Source organism: Cellvibrio sp. QJXJ, from assembly GCF_024452345.1.
GTDB lineage: Bacteria > Pseudomonadota > Gammaproteobacteria > Pseudomonadales > Cellvibrionaceae > Cellvibrio.
In genome coordinates this window covers 4,603,927-4,621,058 of record NZ_CP101662.1, presented here as the reverse complement: position 1 = coordinate 4,621,058, position 17,132 = coordinate 4,603,927, and the positions used below count along the sequence as shown (strand labels likewise).

The 17,132-nt window shown below is 52.2% G+C and carries 12 protein-coding genes; all 12 read left to right on the top strand.

From position 1 onward, the window contains the following. Positions 1–12 precede the first annotated feature (12 nt). The 12 genes from greB (at position 13) to NNX04_RS19950 (ending at position 17,123) form a co-directional block, all read left to right on the top strand. On the top strand, positions 13–525 hold the full coding sequence (greB, locus tag NNX04_RS20005; RefSeq protein ID WP_007644157.1) for a transcription elongation factor GreB: 513 nt from the start codon (positions 13–15) through the stop codon (positions 523–525). Positions 526–621: 96 nt separating this feature from the next. Then, positions 622–2,658 (top strand): methionine--tRNA ligase, encoded by a 2,037-nt coding sequence (metG, locus tag NNX04_RS20000; RefSeq protein ID WP_261946958.1) that lies wholly within the window; start codon positions 622–624, stop codon positions 2,656–2,658. Between the two features lie 192 nt (positions 2,659–2,850). Further along, positions 2,851–3,441, top strand: coding sequence for an electron transport complex subunit RsxA (gene rsxA / locus NNX04_RS19995; RefSeq protein WP_007644160.1), 591 nt, complete (start codon positions 2,851–2,853; stop codon positions 3,439–3,441). Between the two features lie 18 nt (positions 3,442–3,459). Continuing rightward, the gene (rsxB, locus tag NNX04_RS19990; protein WP_007644161.1) at positions 3,460–4,152 is read left to right on the top strand and encodes an electron transport complex subunit RsxB; all 693 of its coding nucleotides are present in this window, start codon (positions 3,460–3,462) and stop codon (positions 4,150–4,152) included. A 31-nt stretch (positions 4,153–4,183) separates the two neighbouring features. Further along, positions 4,184–6,553: an electron transport complex subunit RsxC gene (rsxC, locus tag NNX04_RS19985; RefSeq protein ID WP_261946957.1), complete on the top strand. Its 2,370-nt coding sequence runs from the start codon at positions 4,184–4,186 to the stop codon at positions 6,551–6,553. A 39-nt stretch (positions 6,554–6,592) separates the two neighbouring features. Further along, the gene (gene rsxD / locus NNX04_RS19980; RefSeq protein WP_007644163.1) at positions 6,593–7,669 is read left to right on the top strand and encodes an electron transport complex subunit RsxD; all 1,077 of its coding nucleotides are present in this window, start codon (positions 6,593–6,595) and stop codon (positions 7,667–7,669) included. Then, positions 7,669–8,322 (top strand): electron transport complex subunit RsxG, encoded by a 654-nt coding sequence (gene rsxG, locus NNX04_RS19975; RefSeq protein WP_261946956.1) that lies wholly within the window; start codon positions 7,669–7,671, stop codon positions 8,320–8,322. The genes rsxD and rsxG overlap by 1 nt, the downstream gene beginning before the upstream one ends. Next, on the top strand, positions 8,315–9,034 hold the full coding sequence (locus tag NNX04_RS19970; RefSeq protein ID WP_040392796.1) for an electron transport complex subunit E: 720 nt from the start codon (positions 8,315–8,317) through the stop codon (positions 9,032–9,034). Before rsxG ends, NNX04_RS19970 begins: the two co-directional genes overlap by 8 nt. Positions 9,035–9,076: 42 nt before the next feature. Further along, positions 9,077–9,907 (top strand): mechanosensitive ion channel family protein, encoded by an 831-nt coding sequence (locus NNX04_RS19965; protein ID WP_261946955.1) that lies wholly within the window; start codon positions 9,077–9,079, stop codon positions 9,905–9,907. Between the two features lie 175 nt (positions 9,908–10,082). Then, positions 10,083–10,802 carry a peptidase gene (locus tag NNX04_RS19960; protein ID WP_040392799.1) on the top strand — a complete coding sequence of 240 codons (720 nt, stop codon included), beginning with the start codon at positions 10,083–10,085 and terminating at the stop codon, positions 10,800–10,802. A gap of 281 nt (positions 10,803–11,083) precedes the next feature. Then, positions 11,084–14,509, top strand: coding sequence for a transglutaminase family protein (locus NNX04_RS19955; protein ID WP_261946954.1), 3,426 nt, complete (start codon positions 11,084–11,086; stop codon positions 14,507–14,509). 55 nt (positions 14,510–14,564) lie between these two features. Further along, positions 14,565–17,123, top strand: a complete 2,559-nt coding sequence (locus tag NNX04_RS19950; RefSeq protein ID WP_261946953.1) for a circularly permuted type 2 ATP-grasp protein — start codon at positions 14,565–14,567, stop codon at positions 17,121–17,123. Positions 17,124–17,132: the final 9 nt, after the last annotated feature.

Here is a 17,132-nt window from a genome sequence, read left to right as displayed (position 1 = left end):
TGGAGAGAAGTCATGGGACGTTGGCGCCCGCCCAGTGCAAAAGGTTCAACCTATATCACCGCCGCCGGTTTTAAACGCATGAAAGATGAGGTTACCCAGCTGTGGAAAATAGAACGCCCCCAAGTCACCCAGGTAGTGCACGAAGCCGCCAAAAACGGCGACCGCAGTGAAAATGGCGATTACATCTACGGTAAACGTCGCCTACGTGAAATTGATTCGCGCGTGCGTTTTTTATCCAAGCGTATGGAAGTACTCACGGTGGTAGATCGTTTACCCGAAGACCACAGCAAAGTTTTTTTTGGCGCTTGGGTGACTCTGGAAGATGAAGACGGCAATGAAAAAACTTACCAAATCGTCGGCCCCGACGAATTTGATGTCGCGCGGCAAAAACTCAGTATGGATTCACCGCTCGCCAAAGCCATGCTCGGCAAGCGCCTGGACGATGAAATTGTGCTGAAAAAACCGGAGGGGGAAGAGCTGTTTTACATCACCGCGATTGAATACAAACCCTACGATCAGGATTAGTCGCGCCACAGCTCCAGCACAAAATGCTATAGTGCGCCCCATTTTTTCGGCTGGCTGCTGCCAGCTCCAGATTTCAGCGTTGACAGGTTTTTATCCATGACTCACTCATCCAACAATCCTGCTCGTAAGATTTTAGTTACCAGCGCCCTGCCCTATGCCAATGGTGCTATTCACCTCGGCCATTTGGTGGAATATATCCAGACCGACATTTGGGTGCGCTTCCAAAAACTGCGCGGTGTGGACTGCACCTACGTATGCGCCGACGATGCCCACGGCACAGCGATCATGCTCAAAGCCGAGCAGTTGGGTCACTCGGCCGAGCAGCAAATCGCCAATGTAAAAGCCGAGCACGAGGCGGATTTCGCTGCGTTTAATATCGCCTTTGATAATTACCATTCAACGCACAGCACTGAAAACCACGAACTTTCGAACATGATTTATGGCCGGTTGAAGGCCAATGGCCATATCGCCAGCAAGAGCATTACCCAAGCTTACGATCCGGAAAAGCAGCTGTTCCTCGCCGACCGTTACATCAAAGGCACCTGCCCGAAATGTAAAACCGAAGATCAATATGGCGATAACTGCGAGAAGTGCGGTGCAACCTATTCGCCGATGGATTTGATTAACCCCAAATCAGCGATTTCCGGCGCAACGCCCGTGGCGAAAGATTCCGAACACTTCTTTTTTACCCTGCCCGAATTCAGCGATTTTCTGAAAGGCTGGACGCGCGCTGGTCATCTACAGGATGAAGTTGCCAACAAGATGGCTGAGTGGTTGGATGCCGGTTTGCAGGCGTGGGATATCTCCCGCGATGCGCCCTACTTCGGTTTTGAAATTCCCGGCGAGCCGGGCAAGTATTTTTACGTCTGGCTGGATGCGCCCATCGGTTATATCGCCAGCTTGAAAAACTTGCTCGATAAGAAAGGCGAAGATTGGTACGAGTACTGGAAGCCAGATTCTACCGCCGAGGTGTATCACTTTATCGGCAAGGACATCGTGAATTTCCACGCGCTGTTCTGGCCAGCGATGTTGCACTCCGCCAATTTGCGCACACCAACCAAAGTCTGTGTACACGGTTTTCTGACCGTTAACGGCACCAAAATGAGTAAATCGCGCGGCACCTTTATCAATGCCCGCACTTATCTCGATCATTTAAATCCGGAATACCTGCGCTACTACTTCGCAGCCAAGCTCACCAGCAATGTGGACGATATCGACCTGAATCTGGAAGATTTCATCCAGCGCGTAAACTCTGATCTGGTCGGCAAGGTAGTGAATATCGCCAGCCGTACCGCCAAATTTATCAACAATGCCGGTGGCGTATTGGCGACTGAAGTGGCTGACGCCGCTTTATGGCAACAGTTTGTGGATGGCGGCGAAACTATCGCCAACCATTACGAAAACCGTGACTACAGCAAAGCCATGCGCGAAATTATGGCGTTGGCCGATGCCGCCAACGAATATATCGCTACCCAAGAACCGTGGAAGCTGGCCAAACAAGCTGGTGCCGAAGCGCAAACCCAAGCGGTTTGTACCCTGGGTATCAATATGTTCCGTGCCTTACTGACTTATTTGAAGCCGGTATTACCCGCGCTGACCGCAGATGCCGAAGCCTTTTTGGGCGAAACCCTGAGCTGGAATGCGCCGATCAGTTTCCGTGCCGGTGAGAAGATCAACGAGTTCAAACCACTGCTCACCCGCATTGAAAAAGACAAGGTAGATGCCATGATCGACGCCAGTAAAGAAGCCTTGGCGACTGCTGCGCCAAAAGCGGAAGAGAAAACCTCAGACGTTGAACCTATCGCCGCTGAAATCGACTTTACTGATTTTGCCAAGGTGGATTTACGTATAGCCCTGATCGCCAACGCTGAACACGTAGAGGGTTCCGACAAACTGTTGCGTTTAACTCTGGATTTGGGCGGCGAAACCCGCAACGTGTTCTCCGGCATCAAAAGCGCTTACGACCCGAAAGACTTGGTTGGCAAGCTAACTGTAGTAGTTGCCAACCTCAAGCCGCGCAAAATGAAGTTCGGTATGAGCGAAGGCATGGTGCTGGCCGCTGGCCCAGGTGATAAGGAAATTTATTTGCTGGAACCGCATGCTGGCGCAAAGCCGGGCCAACGGGTTATGTAAATCACTCCCCTCGCCGGGCGCCAACCTCCCCCTTTTTTAAAGGGGGGAGGAGCTCCCGTCATAAGGATATAAACAAACAAGCTAAACCTTTAGCGCTTTATTTATTGAGAATGCCTCTCTACTTGCCGATAATACGCAGCCCTTTGACTCCGGGCATTCACTTCAGCGGCTTTCCTTCATTGGACAAACATCATGAGTTTCAGCGAATTAGCAATCATTTTGCTCAGTACCGTGCTGGTGAATAACTTTGTATTGGCGCAATTCCTCGGCCTCTGCCCGTTTATGGGCGTATCCAATAAATTGGAGAGCGCCATCGGCATGGCGGGTGCAACTACCTTTGTAATGACCCTCGCTTCTATTTGTACCTATCTGGTGGACACCTGGGTGCTGGCGCCGCTGGAGCTGCAATATTTACGCACTATCGCTTTTATTCTGGTAATCGCGGCAGTGGTGCAATTCGTCAAAATGTTTATGGAAAAGACCAGCCCGCTGCTCTATCGCGTACTTGGCGTGTTTCTGCCGCTAATTACTGTGAACTGCGCCGTGCTCGGTGTTGCCTTGCTGAACACGCAAAAAGCCCACAGCTTTTTTGAATCCACAATGTATGGTTTTGGCGGCGCCCTCGGTTTTGCGATGGTGTTGGTATTGTTTTCCGCGATGCGTGAGCGTTTAGCGGTGGCCGATGTGCCGGTGCCTTTTAAAGGCGCGGCGATTGGCATGATCACTGCCGGTTTGATGGCACTGGCCTTTATGGGCTTTGGCGGGCTGGTAAGCCTGCAATAACTGACGAGTCTGGCATTCATGATCGAATTTATTTTCCAGAACCCTATCCTCAGCGCCCTGATTGCACTCGGCGGCCTGTCGGCGCTATTTGGCGCGGTATTGGGTTTTGCTGCAGTCAAATTCAAAGTGGAAGGCGACCCCATCGTCGAGCAGATCGACGCGCTGTTGCCGCAAACTCAATGCGGTCAATGCGGCCACCCCGGCTGCCGCCCCTACGCCCAGGCAATCGCTAACGGTGAAGCCATCAACAAATGTCCGCCCGGCGGTCAGGCAACTATTAATGCCCTGGCCGATTTGCTGGATGTAGAGGCTCCCTCCCTGGACTCGGAACACGGCGAACATTTGGACGTGAAACGTGTCGCTTTTATCCGCGAAGACGAATGTATAGGTTGCACCAAATGTATTCAGGCCTGCCCAATGGATGCAATCCTCGGCGCCGCCAAACACATGCACACAGTGATTGCCGATGAATGCACCGGTTGCGACTTGTGCGTGGAGCCCTGCCCGGTGGATTGTATCGATATGATCCCGGTTGAAACTGACCTGAAAACCTGGAAGTGGGATCTACCGGCCACCAACCAAAAACCGGTGTTCCATGTGATCGCCCAGGAAGTGCCGGTAATTCCTTTGGAAACGAATGTAATTGCCACTGACCTTGGCCGTGGTAGTGCGCTAAATAGCGACAAGCCCGACGGTGAAAAAGCTGCCTAAGCGCCGCATTGACGACGAGAAATCTGCATAGATGACAAGCCTGATCAAAGTCTGGGAATTACCGGGCGGTATTCACCCTCCCCAACACAAAAGCCAATCCCTGCAATTGCCGCTGGGCGAAATTCCCCTGCCTCCGTTTCTGGTGATTCCGCTAAATCAACATATGGGCACCCCCGCACGCGCCATTGTGCAAGTAGGTGAGCGCGTGCTCGCCGGGCAATTGATTGGTATCGCCGATGGCACCTTTAGTGCCAATACCCACGCGTCTACCTCGGGGACTGTATTAGCCATTGAGTCCCGTGCGATTCCACATCCGTCCGGCATGAGCAGTGAATCCGTCATTATTGAACCGGATGGCAAACACGAGTGGGTTCAACTAATTCCCTGTGAAGACTACCTACAGCTGGATCGCTTGCAACTGCTGGATAAAATCCGCGCAGCCGGTGTGGCAGGTTTGGGGGGCGCAGGTTTCCCCACTGCCGTAAAACTTGCACCCAAATCGACGCAAGTGATCGATACATTGATCCTCAACGGTGCCGAATGTGAGCCTTACATCACCGCCGATGACATGCTGATGCAAACCCAGGCGCAGGAGTTAGTCGCCGGAACCTTGCTGCTGAGTCATATTTTGCATCACCCCAAAAACCTGCTGATTGGCATTGAGGACAACAAACCCACGGCCATTGCTGCGGTAAAAGCTGCGGTTGCTGGCGCCAAAGCCCTGCGCAGCGAAGCCGCCAATATTCAGGTAGTGGTGATTCCCACCAAGTACCCCTCCGGTGGTGCCAAACAGCTGACCCAAATTTTGACCGGGCGGGAGATTCCCAGCGGCCATCACTCGGCCGATGTGGGGGTTATCTGTGTGAATGTCGCCACCGCCGCTGCCGCCTGGCGCGCTGTGCGTTTTGGTGAGCCGCTCATTTCGCGCATTACTACGGTAGTCGGTGAGGCATTAACAACCCAGCGCAATATCAATGTGCTGTTGGGAACACCTATCGACTATGTGCTAGAGCAGCACGGTTTTAACTTGAAACAAGCATCGCGGGTAGTCATGGGTGGGCCGATGATGGGCTTTACCCTGCTGGATTTGGCCGCGCCGGTAATCAAAACCACCAACTGTATTCTGGCGCCCAGCACCCAAGAACTGCCTGAACCACAACCCGCACAAGCCTGTATTCGCTGCGGCATGTGCGCCGAGGTCTGCCCGGCAAGCCTGTTGCCACAACAGTTGTTCTGGTATGCACAGGCGGAGGATTTTGATCGGCTCGAATCGCACAACCTGTTCGACTGCATTGAATGCGGCGCCTGTTCTTACGTTTGCCCCAGCACTATTCCGCTGGTGCAGTACTATCGCGCCGCCAAGGGCACTATTCGCCTGCACGAGATCGAGAAGGAGAAATCGGATCGTTCGCGTCAGCGTTTTGAATTCCGCCAGCAGCGCATCGCCAAAGAAGAAGCCGAAAAAGAAGCCAAACGTCTAGCACGTCAAAAGGCAGCGGAAGAAGCCAAAAAGAAACTGGCCGAAAAAGCGGCTGAGGCGGCGAAGAATCCGGCAACGGCTACTGATGTCATTACCGCAGCCGTGATTAAAGTGGGTGCGACGCAGGCTTCCAGTGAAGAAGAAAAAGCCAAGCTGGAGCGCCTGCTTAACGCGGCCAAAAATGGCTTGGAGTTTGCGCAAAAAACCTTGGTGCCGAACAAAACCAACCCGGTAATTACCGAAGAACAGCTGGTTAAACAGCAGGCGCGCATCAAACAAGCCGAGCAAAAAGTTGCAGAGGCGGAGAAGAAACTGGCCGAGTTTGTTGCCAATAACTCTGTCACTAGCAGCATCGAACCCGGCACCACCGCTGCTCCAGCGGCGGGCGCACCGGCAGTAGACCCGAGCGATCCCGTCGCGGCGGCGATTGCCCGCGCGCAGGCAAAACTGACCATGTCACCGGAAGACAAAGCGCGCGCAAATCTGGAATCCCTGCGCTCACGGTTGGCCAAAGCCGAAGAGAAAGTTGCCGCCGCCAAAGCCGACGGCAGCCCCAATTTGGATGCCTTACAACAAGGCGCCGAAAAGCTGCAGCAAAAAATTACGGAAGCGCTGGCTGAACTCAAGGCATTGGGCATTAAAGACGAGCCGGTCGTTGCCGCTGCGCCAGTAACTGCTGAACCTGCGAGCGCAGAGCAAAACGCAGCGCAAGCCGCGATTGAAAAAGCAAAAGCCAAGGCAGCTGCCATGGCGAGTATGAGTGATGAGGAAAAACGCGCCGAGCAGATTCAATCCCTGCAAAACCGTTTAACTAAAGCGCGCGAGCGTTTAGCCAAGGCAGAAACTGAAAACGACGCCAATATCGACGCCTTCCGCGCCGGCGTCACCAAACTGGAAGAAAAGCTGCAAGAACTGGCCTAGGGCAGTGTTCATCACGGCGATTCTTAACGAGATAAACGAATGGCGTTATTAAATATCACCTCACCCCACACCCACGGGGCCAATCGTACCGGGCGCGTTATGCGCTTGGTGGTCTATGCCACGTTTCCCGGTATTGCCGCACTGACTCACTTTTTTGGTATAGGGGTGTTAATCAATGTGTTGCTGGCGAGCTTGAGCTGCATCGCCTTTGAAGCACTGGTGATGAAACTGCGTGAACGTCCGGTGATGTTCTACCTACGCGATTGCAGCGCGTTGGTGACCGGCGTGCTGATCGGTGTATCCCTTCCGCCCTATTGCCCTTGGTGGCTGGTGATCAGCGCCAGTTTTGTCGCGATTGTCTTGGCTAAACAGCTTTACGGCGGCATGGGCTTTAACCCCTTTAATCCGGCGATGGTGGCCTATGTGCTGCTGCTGATTTCCTTTCCGGTACAGATGACCCAATGGGCCACGCCATTACCCATGCTGGCCGATGGACATACTGCACCCAGCCTGGTCGCGGCGCTGGATAAGATCTTTTTTGGCACCCCCATCGACGGCTACAGCTCGGCGACAGTGCTGGACATTATGAAACAAAACTCCGGCCTGACGCTGGATGCCCTCTATCAACAACAGCCTGTATTTACCGAAGGCCGCTGGGCCGGTGCTGGTTGGGAATGGGTCAACATCGCCTTTTTGATTGGCGGCATCTATCTGCTCTACAAAAAAGTCTTTACCTGGCATGCCCCGGTTTCCATGCTGCTGGCGCTGGCGCTGATGGCCGCGCTGTTTTACGACTCAGGCAGCTCCAATTCCGGCGGCTCACCCATTTTTCACCTGCTGTCCGGTGCCACTATGCTCGGCGCATTTTTTATTGTGACCGATCCGGTCAGCTCGGCGGTGAGCACCCGTGGGCGCATTGTTTATGGCGCGTTGATTGGTGTGGTGATTTATGTGATTCGCGCCTGGGGCACCAGCTACCCCGACGGAGTTGGTTTTGCAGTTTTGCTGCTGAATTTCGCCGCCCCCTTTATTGATTACTACACTACTCCGCGCACCTACGGCCACAAAAAACCGCGCCGTGCGACCGACAGTAGCAAACAGGATGGAGGTCACTAATGCTCGGCCAATCCATAAGTAAAAACAGCTTTATCCTCGCCGTTTTTGCGATTTGCACGGCAGGCGCATTGGCGCTGACCAACCTCGGCACCCAGGATCGTATTGCAGCTTCAGAGCGCGCCGCACAACAGCGCGCACTATTTGAAATAATTCCCCTGCAAGATCACGATAACGATCTGCTCAATGACACCATACCCGTGCCGGATAGCGCATGGGAGCCGCTGGGCGCCAGCGAATCCAGCAAGATTTATCGCGCGCGCCAGCAAGGGCAAATCACCGCCTTGATCGTTCCCGCCACGGCACACGATGGTTACTCCGGCGATATCAGTATGATTGTCGGGGTAAAAACTGATGGCACCATTGCCGGCGTGCGTGTATTACTGCACAAAGAAACTCCCGGACTGGGCGACAAAATTGAGCTAAAAAAGCATCAGTGGATTTTAAGTTTTAATGGCAAAAGTCTGACTGTTCCTGTTATCGAGGAATGGAAAGTTAAAAAAGATGGCGGCACCTTTGATCAATTTGCCGGTGCCACCATCACTCCGCGCGCCGTAGTGGGACAAGTAAAACGCGTGCTGGAATTTGTGAATACCAACCATCAAACCTTGTTTGATGCGAATCAACAGCCAAGCGCAGGTGAACAACATGAGTAATGGCGTGAATTACACAGAAATTACCCAAAAGGGCCTGTGGGGTAACAACGCCGCGTTAGTGCAGCTTCTCGGCCTCTGCCCCCTGCTTGCGGTCAGCTCTACCGTTGTTAACGCGCTCGGCCTGGGGCTGGCTACATTACTGGTTCTGACCACCACCAACTCAGTGGTTTCACTGATCCGCCACTATGTAAGCGACGCAGTAAGGCTGCCCGCCTTTGTGATGATTATCGCCTCAGCGGTTACCTGTATTGAATTGCTGATGAAAGCTTACACCTACGAGTTGTACCAAATACTTGGATTATTTATCCCGTTAATCGTGACCAACTGCGCCGTATTAGGTCGCGCTGATGCCTTTGCCAGCAAAAATACTCTCCTACCTTCCGCCATCGATGGTTTTATGATGGGGATGGGGTTTCTGTTAGTACTTGTTTGTGTGGGCGCTGTACGCGAACTGCTCGGCACCGGACATCTGTTTGCCGATATGCAATTACTCTTTGGTGAATCCGCACGCAGCTGGCAACTGAATGTCTTTGGCAGCAGTTTTCCCAATGTGATTTTTGCCTTGCTGCCACCGGGAGCGTTTATTGTGGTGGGGTTTTTAATTGCGGCCAAAAACACCATAGATGCCCAACTTAAAAAACGTGCGGACGCCCGTAAAACACACGCGGTGAAAGGCAGTAAACGTGTGCGCACTACCGGCAGTGTTACTTGATAGTCACGCCATACCTGTTTAGCAATCCCAAGGAGATTTGCAATGTTCGACAAGCTTGACCACGCCCAACTGATGGCGTTTTACGATAAATTTGTAGCTCCGTGGAGTATTAAAATTCTGATTGCCTTGCTGATATTTGTTATCGGCCAGTTAGTCGCAAAATTTGTGGCAGGAATGCTAGGCAAGATCCTCGGGCGCACCAAGCTCGATAAAATTCTGGTGGAATTTATCCAATCGCTGGTAAATGCCCTGTTGTTGGTATTTGTGATTGTTGCCGCCCTGGACCAGCTGGGGGTAAATACCAATTCCGTGATTGCCGTACTCGGTGCTGCTGGTTTGGCGATTGGTTTGGCGCTGCAGGGATCACTGCAAAACTTTGCGGCGGGTTTTATGTTGCTGATATTTCGCCCCTTTAAATCCGGCGACTTTGTTGAGGCTGCCGGCGTATCGGGAATTATCGATAAGATTGGTATTTTCTCCACCATCATGCACACCGGTGACAACAAGCAGGTCATCATTCCCAACGGCACCATTTACAGCAGCAATATCATCAACTACTCCGCCCGTGGCACCCGTCGTATCGACATGGTTTTTGGTATTGGCTACCGCGACGATATACGTTTGGCGCGCGATGTCATTGCCAAAGTAATTAGCGCCGATGCACGGGTTTTACCCGAGCCGGAACCCTTGATTGCAGTGGGAGAACTGGGTGCACACAGCGTGAACTTCTATGTGCGCCCCTGGGTGAAAGCCGATGAGTTCTGGGATGTGAAATTTGCGTTGACCGAACAAATCAAACTGGCATTTGATGAGAATGGCATCAGCATTCCCTTCCCGCAGATGGATATCCACTGGAACAAACCCACCGAATAAGCACTACTAGGGCTTACCGGGCGGTGAGACAGAGGTTTCACTGCCCATCCTCCAAGAACGCGCTCCACCTTGGTGCATGATTCACCGTTCGATTTAATGCGCCAAATTAGCCTTGACGCTCACCGCCCCTGCTCTTAACCTACACGCCCTTTTTTTCTTGAGCCCGGTTGCTATTATGACCTACTGCGTTGCGATTAAAGTCGATGCGGGTCTGATTTTTTGTTCAGATTCACGGACCAATGCGGGTGTTGATCAGGTCAGCACCTACAGCAAGATGTACCATTTTGGTATCGATGGCGACCGCCAACTGGTGATCAACTCTGCTGGCAACCTCGCCACTACCCAATCGGTTATCGCCAAAATTCGCAAGGACATCAAAGAAGGTGCCGATGTAAGCCTCGCGACCGTCGATAGCATCCACGACGCCGCCGACTATGTAGGCGAGATAAGTGTGGCTATTCAAGAGAAACACGCACACAACAACAGTAACGTCAGTTTTGAAGCCAGCTTTTTGCTGGGCGGCCAAATTGGCACGGAAACTCCGGCGGTTATGCTGATTTATCCTCAGGGTAACCACATCACATCGTCCGACCAAACGCCCTACCTGCAAATTGGTGAGAGTAAATACGGCAAACCAATTCTCGACCGTATCCTCAAACCGGAAACCGGGCTGGATACAGCCGCACTCTGCGCCTTGGTGTCCATGGATTCCACAATGAAATCCAATCTCACTGTAGGCCCGCCAATCGAATTGATGAGCTATGTCACCAACAGCGGTCTGATGCAGCACAGTATTTTTGAGGCTGACAATCAATACTTACGCGAACTCACCAAGTCCTGGGATCGCTTGATAGTGGAAGCTTTTTTACAGCTGCCACCGCCACCACAAAACTAATTCCAAACTGCTCATGCCAAAAGCGCCACTATCCTCCGATACTGGCGCTTTTGTGTTTTTAGCGCAGCATTTCATCGCCCAGAGCACTTATGGTGCAGTTATTGCGTGTGATTGACTAACCAGGGCCGCCAGGAAAACCGCACACTAAACACTGGCTTAGCGTAACCGCAAGAGCGTCATATGCTCAGTGGATGATGATAACTTGCCCTTTTCCCCGCCTGGTGCACACTTGAGTGCACCAGCATGATCCATAAACCGCTCGCTGCAGGAAGGAAGACTTTATGGCTATTCGCGTTGCCATCCACCATAAAACTGAATATCAGTTTGATCGCTTGACCACCTTATTTCCCCACGTCCTGCGTTTGCGCCCGGCGCCCCACAGCCGTACCAAAATTCACAGCTACTCACTCAAGGTGACGCCAGAAGACCATTTCCTCAACTGGCAGCAAGATCCCTTTGGCAATTTTCAGGCGCGCCTGGTTTTTCCCGAGCAGACGAAAAGTTTGGCAATTGAAGTAGAAGTCATTGCCGACATGACTTCCATCAACCCCTTTGATTTTTTTGTAGAAGACTACGCGGAAACAATTCCTTTTAGCTACGCCGAACAGCTCCAACGCGAGTTAATTCCTTATTTGGAAGTCACCGAAGCTGGCCCACTGCTGAGTGCGCGAGTCGCGGCGATTAAAGCGGAAATAGCGCAGCGCGAAAAACAAGATAAACCCTGGCATGTGAACGATTTTCTGGTGCAGATAAACCAACAACTGCAACAGGATATTGGCTACGGTGTGCGCTTGGAGCCGGGCATTCAAAGCTGTGAGGAAACCCTAACCCTCGCCAAAGGCTCCTGCCGCGACAGCGCCTGGCTGCTGGTACAAATTTTTCGCCACTTGGGTTACGCCGCGCGTTTTGCCTCGGGTTATTTGGTGCAGCTGACCTCGGATATCAAAGCCCTCGACGGCCCCAGCGGCCCGGAAAAAGATTTCACCGATTTACACGCCTGGACCGAAGTATTTATTCCCGGCGCAGGCTGGGTTGGCCTTGACCCAACCTCGGGTTTGCTGGCTACCGAAGGCCATATTCCCCTCGCCTGCACACCTGACCCCATTTCTGCCGCCCCCATTACCGGCGCCACCAGCAAATGTGAAGTGGAGTTCGCCTACAGCAACGAAGTCTTCCGCATCCTTGAAGACCCGCGGGTCACCAAACCCTATACCGAAGACCAATGGCAAACCATCAATGCCCTCGGCACCGCCGTTGATAAAGAACTGCTTGAGCAGGACGTGCGTTTAACCACCGGCGGTGAACCCACCTTTGTATCGATCGACGATATGGAATCCGAGCAGTGGAACACCGGCGCACTGGGCGCCGACAAATTGCGCCTTGCAAAAGATTTATTGCTGCGGATGCGCAACACTTTTGCGCCAAACGGTTTACTGCATTACGGCCAAGGCAAATGGTATCCGGGTGAAGAAGTACCGCGTTGGGCGCTGGGTTGTTTTTGGCGCACCGATGGTGAAGCCCTGTGGAGCAATCCGGATTTACTCGCACGCGCCGATAAAAGTTACGGCCTTACGCATTTGGATGCGAAAAAATTCGCGCAGACACTGTGTGAAAAAATTCGTGTGAATAGCGAGCATTTAATTCCCGCCTACGAAGATGTGCTCTATTACCTCTGGGCCGAACAACAATTACCCAGCAATATAGATCCATTAACAGCCGATTTAAAAGATGACCTGGAGCGCCGCCGCATCGCCAAATTATTAACGCGCGGGTTAAATACTGAAAGTGGCTATGTGCTGCCCATCGAATGGAATTATTTGAATCAATGCTGGCTGAGCGGCCGCTGGAAATTGCGCAATGACAATTTATTTTTAATTCCTGGCGACTCACCACTCGGTTTACGTTTGCCATTAAATTCACTGGAATTTCCGCAACACGATTACGAACGCTATCAACCGGAAAGTGACCCGCTGCGCTCGCGCGCACCACTGGCAGCCAGCGGGCAACAATTTGCTAATCTCGCCGCACAAAAAATTACCGCGCAGCCCATTGGCAAAAATGACAGCGAAAACAGCACGGAAAAGAACACTGAAAAAAATACGGCGCAAAAAAACAAAGCCAATTATGTGGAAGCGGGCTATGTCATTCGCACCGCCATGTGTTTTGAAGCGCGCGATGGCCGTTTGCATTTATTTTTGCCACCGCTCACCTACCTCGAACATTACGTGGCGTTAATTGAAGCGATTGAAGATACCGCCGCAACACTCAATATGCCGGTGGTACTGGAAGGTTACGAACCGCCCAAAGATTATCGCCTGAAAAAGTTTTTAATTACGCCGGACCCGGGTGTGATTGAAGTAAATATTCATCCGGTAGAAACCTGGGCGGATTTGGTCAACAACACCGAAGCGCTGTATGAAGATGCACGCCAATGCCGTTTGGGCACCGAGAAATTTATGCTCGATGGCCGTCACTCCGGCACCGGCGGCGGCAACCATGTCACCTTCGGCGGTTCAACGCCAGCCAATAGCCCGTTTTTGCGCCGCCCGGATTTGCTGCGCAGTTTGGTGACGTTTTGGCAACATCACCCGGGGCTTTCCTATTTATTTTCCGGTTTATTTATCGGGCCGACCAGTCAATCGCCGCGGGTAGATGAAGGCCGTGCGGAAATGCTCTACGAGTTGGAAATCGCCTTCCAACAAATGCCCGATGGCATAGTGGAGCAGCCCTGGTTAGTGGACCGATTAATGCGCAATTTATTAATCGACATTACCGGCAATACCCATCGCGCCGAATTTTGTATCGACAAACTTTATTCACCGGGTTCTGCCAGCGGCCGCCAGGGTATTCTGGAATTCCGTGGTTTTGAAATGCCGCCGCACGCACGCATGTCGCTGGTGCAGGTATTGTTGCTGCGCAGTCTGATCAGCCGCTTCTGGAAAGAGCCCTACAAAAAACCACTGGTGCGCTGGGGCACCGCGCTGCACGATAAATTTATGTTGCCGCATTATGTGTGGGAAGACCTGCGCGATGTAGTGAACGATTTAAATGAACACGGCTACCCCTTTCAATTGGAATGGCTCGCACCGTTTGAAGAATTTCGTTTCCCGCATTATGGCCGCGTGCAGCTGGATGATATTCAAATTGAATTGCGCTGGGCGATTGAACCCTGGCATGTGCTGGGCGAAGAAGTCAGCAGCTTTGGCACCTCGCGCTATGTGGATTCATCACTGGAGCGTTTACAAGTCAAAGTCACTGGTTTAACGCCGGGCCGTTATGTGCTCGCGTGTAATGGTCGCCGTGTGTGTTTGAATCCCACCGGTAAACACGGTGAATTTGTGGGCGGCGTGCGCTATCGCGCTTGGCAACCGCCTTCCGCATTGCACCCAACCATTGGCATCCACGCGCCGCTGGTATTTGATTTAATCGACACCTGGAACGGCAAGAGCATCGGCGGCTGCACCTATCACGTCAGCCACCCCGGTGGGCGCAGTTACGAGCGCTTCCCGGTGAACGCCAATGAAGCTGAATCGCGCCGTGGTAATCGCTTTTTTGATATCAACTACACACCCGGTGCATTACCGATCACACCGGCGGGAAAAATCTTGCGCGAATTTTTTGAACACAAACATCCCCCCAGACCCATGGCGCCACCGCCAGAGGAACCGGCGGACGAATATCCACACACACTGGATTTGCGCAAGTAAAGCGAGGTGAATAGGGTTACAATCGGGGCCATATTCATAACAATTACTGATTATCATGAACCTCTCTTCCGCGCTTATGGACAATCAGGGCAATACAATGAGCAGTAAGGCATTCACTTATCCATCCCCACAAGCGGGGGTGGATGAAGCCTACGATACTGAAGGCGGTATTCGCCCGCATTGGCGCTACCTGTTACACAGCTTACAAACGCTGGGGCACGATGCCATTGAAGAGCGGCAGAAAAAAGCACGCCGCATTCTGCGCGACGATGGTGCCACCTACAAAATTTACGACGAGCCGGATGCGAGCCAAAGCTGGCAACTCAATCCTATTCCGCTGTTAATTCACAGCGATGAATGGAACAACATTGAAACCGCACTGGTTGAACGCGCCGAATTATTTAATTTACTGCTGCAAGATATTTACGGCGAACGCAGCCTGGTGCGCCGTGGTGTTATCCCGCCAGAATTATTATTTTCCCATCAGGGATTTTTGCGCCCCTGTCAAAATATAAAATTGCCCGGCGCACAACAATTAATTGTGCATGGTGCCGACCTGGTGCGCGCCCATGACGGTCAAATGCGCGTGATGGCCGACCGCACCCAAGCGCCTTCCGGCGCAGGTTATGCGTTGGAAAATCGCACAGTCATGAATCGCGTATTCCCCAGTTTGTTTCGCGATAGCCATGTGCATCGCCTGTCATTATTTTTTTCGCGCTTGCGTCAACGCCTGCAGGAATTAAATCCCAACGGTGGTATTGCACGCATTGTTGTACTCACCCCCGGCATTTATAACGAAGCCTATTTTGAGCACGCCTATCTCGCCAACTATTTGGGTTTCCAATTAGTACAAGGCGGCGATTTAAGTGTGCGCAATGGTTATGTGTGGATGAAAGCGCTCGACGGTTTAAAACGTGTCGATGTGATTTTGCGCCGCGTGGATGATGTCTATTGCGATCCGGTTGAATTAAAAGGCGATTCACGCCTAGGTGTGCCCGGCTTGCTGGAAGTAGCGCGCCTCGGCCATGTAGCCATCGCCAACCCACTCGGTTCCAGCGTATTGGAAAACCCGGCGCTGTTGCGTTATTTGCCCGCCGTTGCCCAAGCCTTGCTCGGGCGTGATTTGCAAATGCCCTCAGTGAAAACCTGGTGGTGCGGCAATAGCGACGACCTGGAATATGTGTGCAGCAATTTAAAAAATTTACTGATTAAACCTACCTATCGTCGCCCCGGTTTGTATGAAGTCTACGGCGCGGATCTGGACGATAAAAAATTACAAGCCTGGCAAAATCGCATTCGTAAAAATCCGCTGCAATTTGCGGCGCAGGAATATGTGGCCGGCGCACAAACGCCCACCTGGCATCAGGGGCAAATCCAACCGCGTGCCTCGGTATTGCGCACCTTCGCAGTTGCCAGTGAAAGTTCTTACGCGGTAATGCCCGGCGGCCTTACGCGCGTAAACCTGGACCCGGATAAAAAAATTATTTCCAACCAACGCGGCTCTGTTTCCAAAGACACCTGGGTGCTCGCCTCGGAACCGGAAAAACAAATTAGCCTGCGCACCTTGGACATGCAATCATCCACCGAAGGCAGCAGTGCACTGCCCAGCCGGGTGGTCGAAAATTTATTTTGGATGGGCCGCTACGCCGAGCGCGCGGAATCTGCCATGCGCTTATTGCGCACAGTCTTTATTCAATTAAATAAAACTGAAAAATTACCCGACGCGGTATGTCGCACACTGCTGAGTGCCGTTACCCACGTGACTGCCACCTACCCCGGCTTTACCAGCTTGCAACCGGAACTATTCAAGAACCCTGAACCGGAAATGATTGCAATTATTTTGGACAGTCGCCGCCTCGGCAGTGTCGCCAATAATTTAACGGCGATGATTGAAGCCGCCGAACAAGTCAAAGAGCAACTCTCCAGCGACACCCAGCGCGTAATTAATGATATCGGCGATGAACTGGAGCAACTAAAAGTAACCTTAGAACCCAGCTCACTTTCCGCACCGGAAGAAGCATTGGCGCCGCTTATTACCACGCTACTTGCCTTTGCCGGATTAATTCATGAAAGCATGACACGCGGCAATGGCTGGCACTTTATGGAAATGGGCCGCCGTTTGGAGCGTGCGCTGCAAATTATTAATACCCTGCGTTCACTGCTTGCCACCGAATTTGATGAGATAGAACAGGAAACGCTTATCGAATCCAGCTTGCTGTGCAGTGAAGCGCTTATTCCCTATCGTCGCCGCTATCAAAACGGTATTCGATTGGAACAAGCTCTGGAAATGTTAATGCTGAATAGCAAAAATCCGCGCTCATTGATTTATCAACTCAATGAGTTGGAGCATCATTTTTCTGACTTGCCCGATGACCGCGAAATTCTCAGCAGCGAACACAAATTATTATTGGAAGCGACTACCGCGTTGAAATTGAGTGACATTAGCGCGCTGGTAAAAACCCACAATAGTATTCGCACCGAACTGGATCAATTGCTGTCGCGCTTGCAGTATTTAATGACGCAAGTGGCCAAGGCCATTGGGCAGCGCTACTTCGATCACACCGAAGGGCCACAGCTGCTGGTAAAAAATACCGAGTGGCAAGAGCAGCTCTAGGAAGCCGGG

Coding starts and splice junctions, on each gene's coding strand:
- greB (WP_007644157.1), top strand. CDS start 13: ATGGGACGTTGGCGCCCGCCCAGTGCAAAAGGTTCAACCTATATCACC.
- metG (WP_261946958.1), top strand. CDS start 622: ATGACTCACTCATCCAACAATCCTGCTCGTAAGATTTTAGTTACCAGC.
- rsxA (WP_007644160.1), top strand. CDS start 2,851: ATGAGTTTCAGCGAATTAGCAATCATTTTGCTCAGTACCGTGCTGGTG.
- rsxB (WP_007644161.1), top strand. CDS start 3,460: ATGATCGAATTTATTTTCCAGAACCCTATCCTCAGCGCCCTGATTGCA.
- rsxC (WP_261946957.1), top strand. CDS start 4,184: ATGACAAGCCTGATCAAAGTCTGGGAATTACCGGGCGGTATTCACCCT.
- rsxD (WP_007644163.1), top strand. CDS start 6,593: ATGGCGTTATTAAATATCACCTCACCCCACACCCACGGGGCCAATCGT.
- rsxG (WP_261946956.1), top strand. CDS start 7,669: ATGCTCGGCCAATCCATAAGTAAAAACAGCTTTATCCTCGCCGTTTTT.
- NNX04_RS19970 (WP_040392796.1), top strand. CDS start 8,315: ATGAGTAATGGCGTGAATTACACAGAAATTACCCAAAAGGGCCTGTGG.
- NNX04_RS19965 (WP_261946955.1), top strand. CDS start 9,077: ATGTTCGACAAGCTTGACCACGCCCAACTGATGGCGTTTTACGATAAA.
- NNX04_RS19960 (WP_040392799.1), top strand. CDS start 10,083: ATGACCTACTGCGTTGCGATTAAAGTCGATGCGGGTCTGATTTTTTGT.
- NNX04_RS19955 (WP_261946954.1), top strand. CDS start 11,084: ATGGCTATTCGCGTTGCCATCCACCATAAAACTGAATATCAGTTTGAT.
- NNX04_RS19950 (WP_261946953.1), top strand. CDS start 14,565: ATGAACCTCTCTTCCGCGCTTATGGACAATCAGGGCAATACAATGAGC.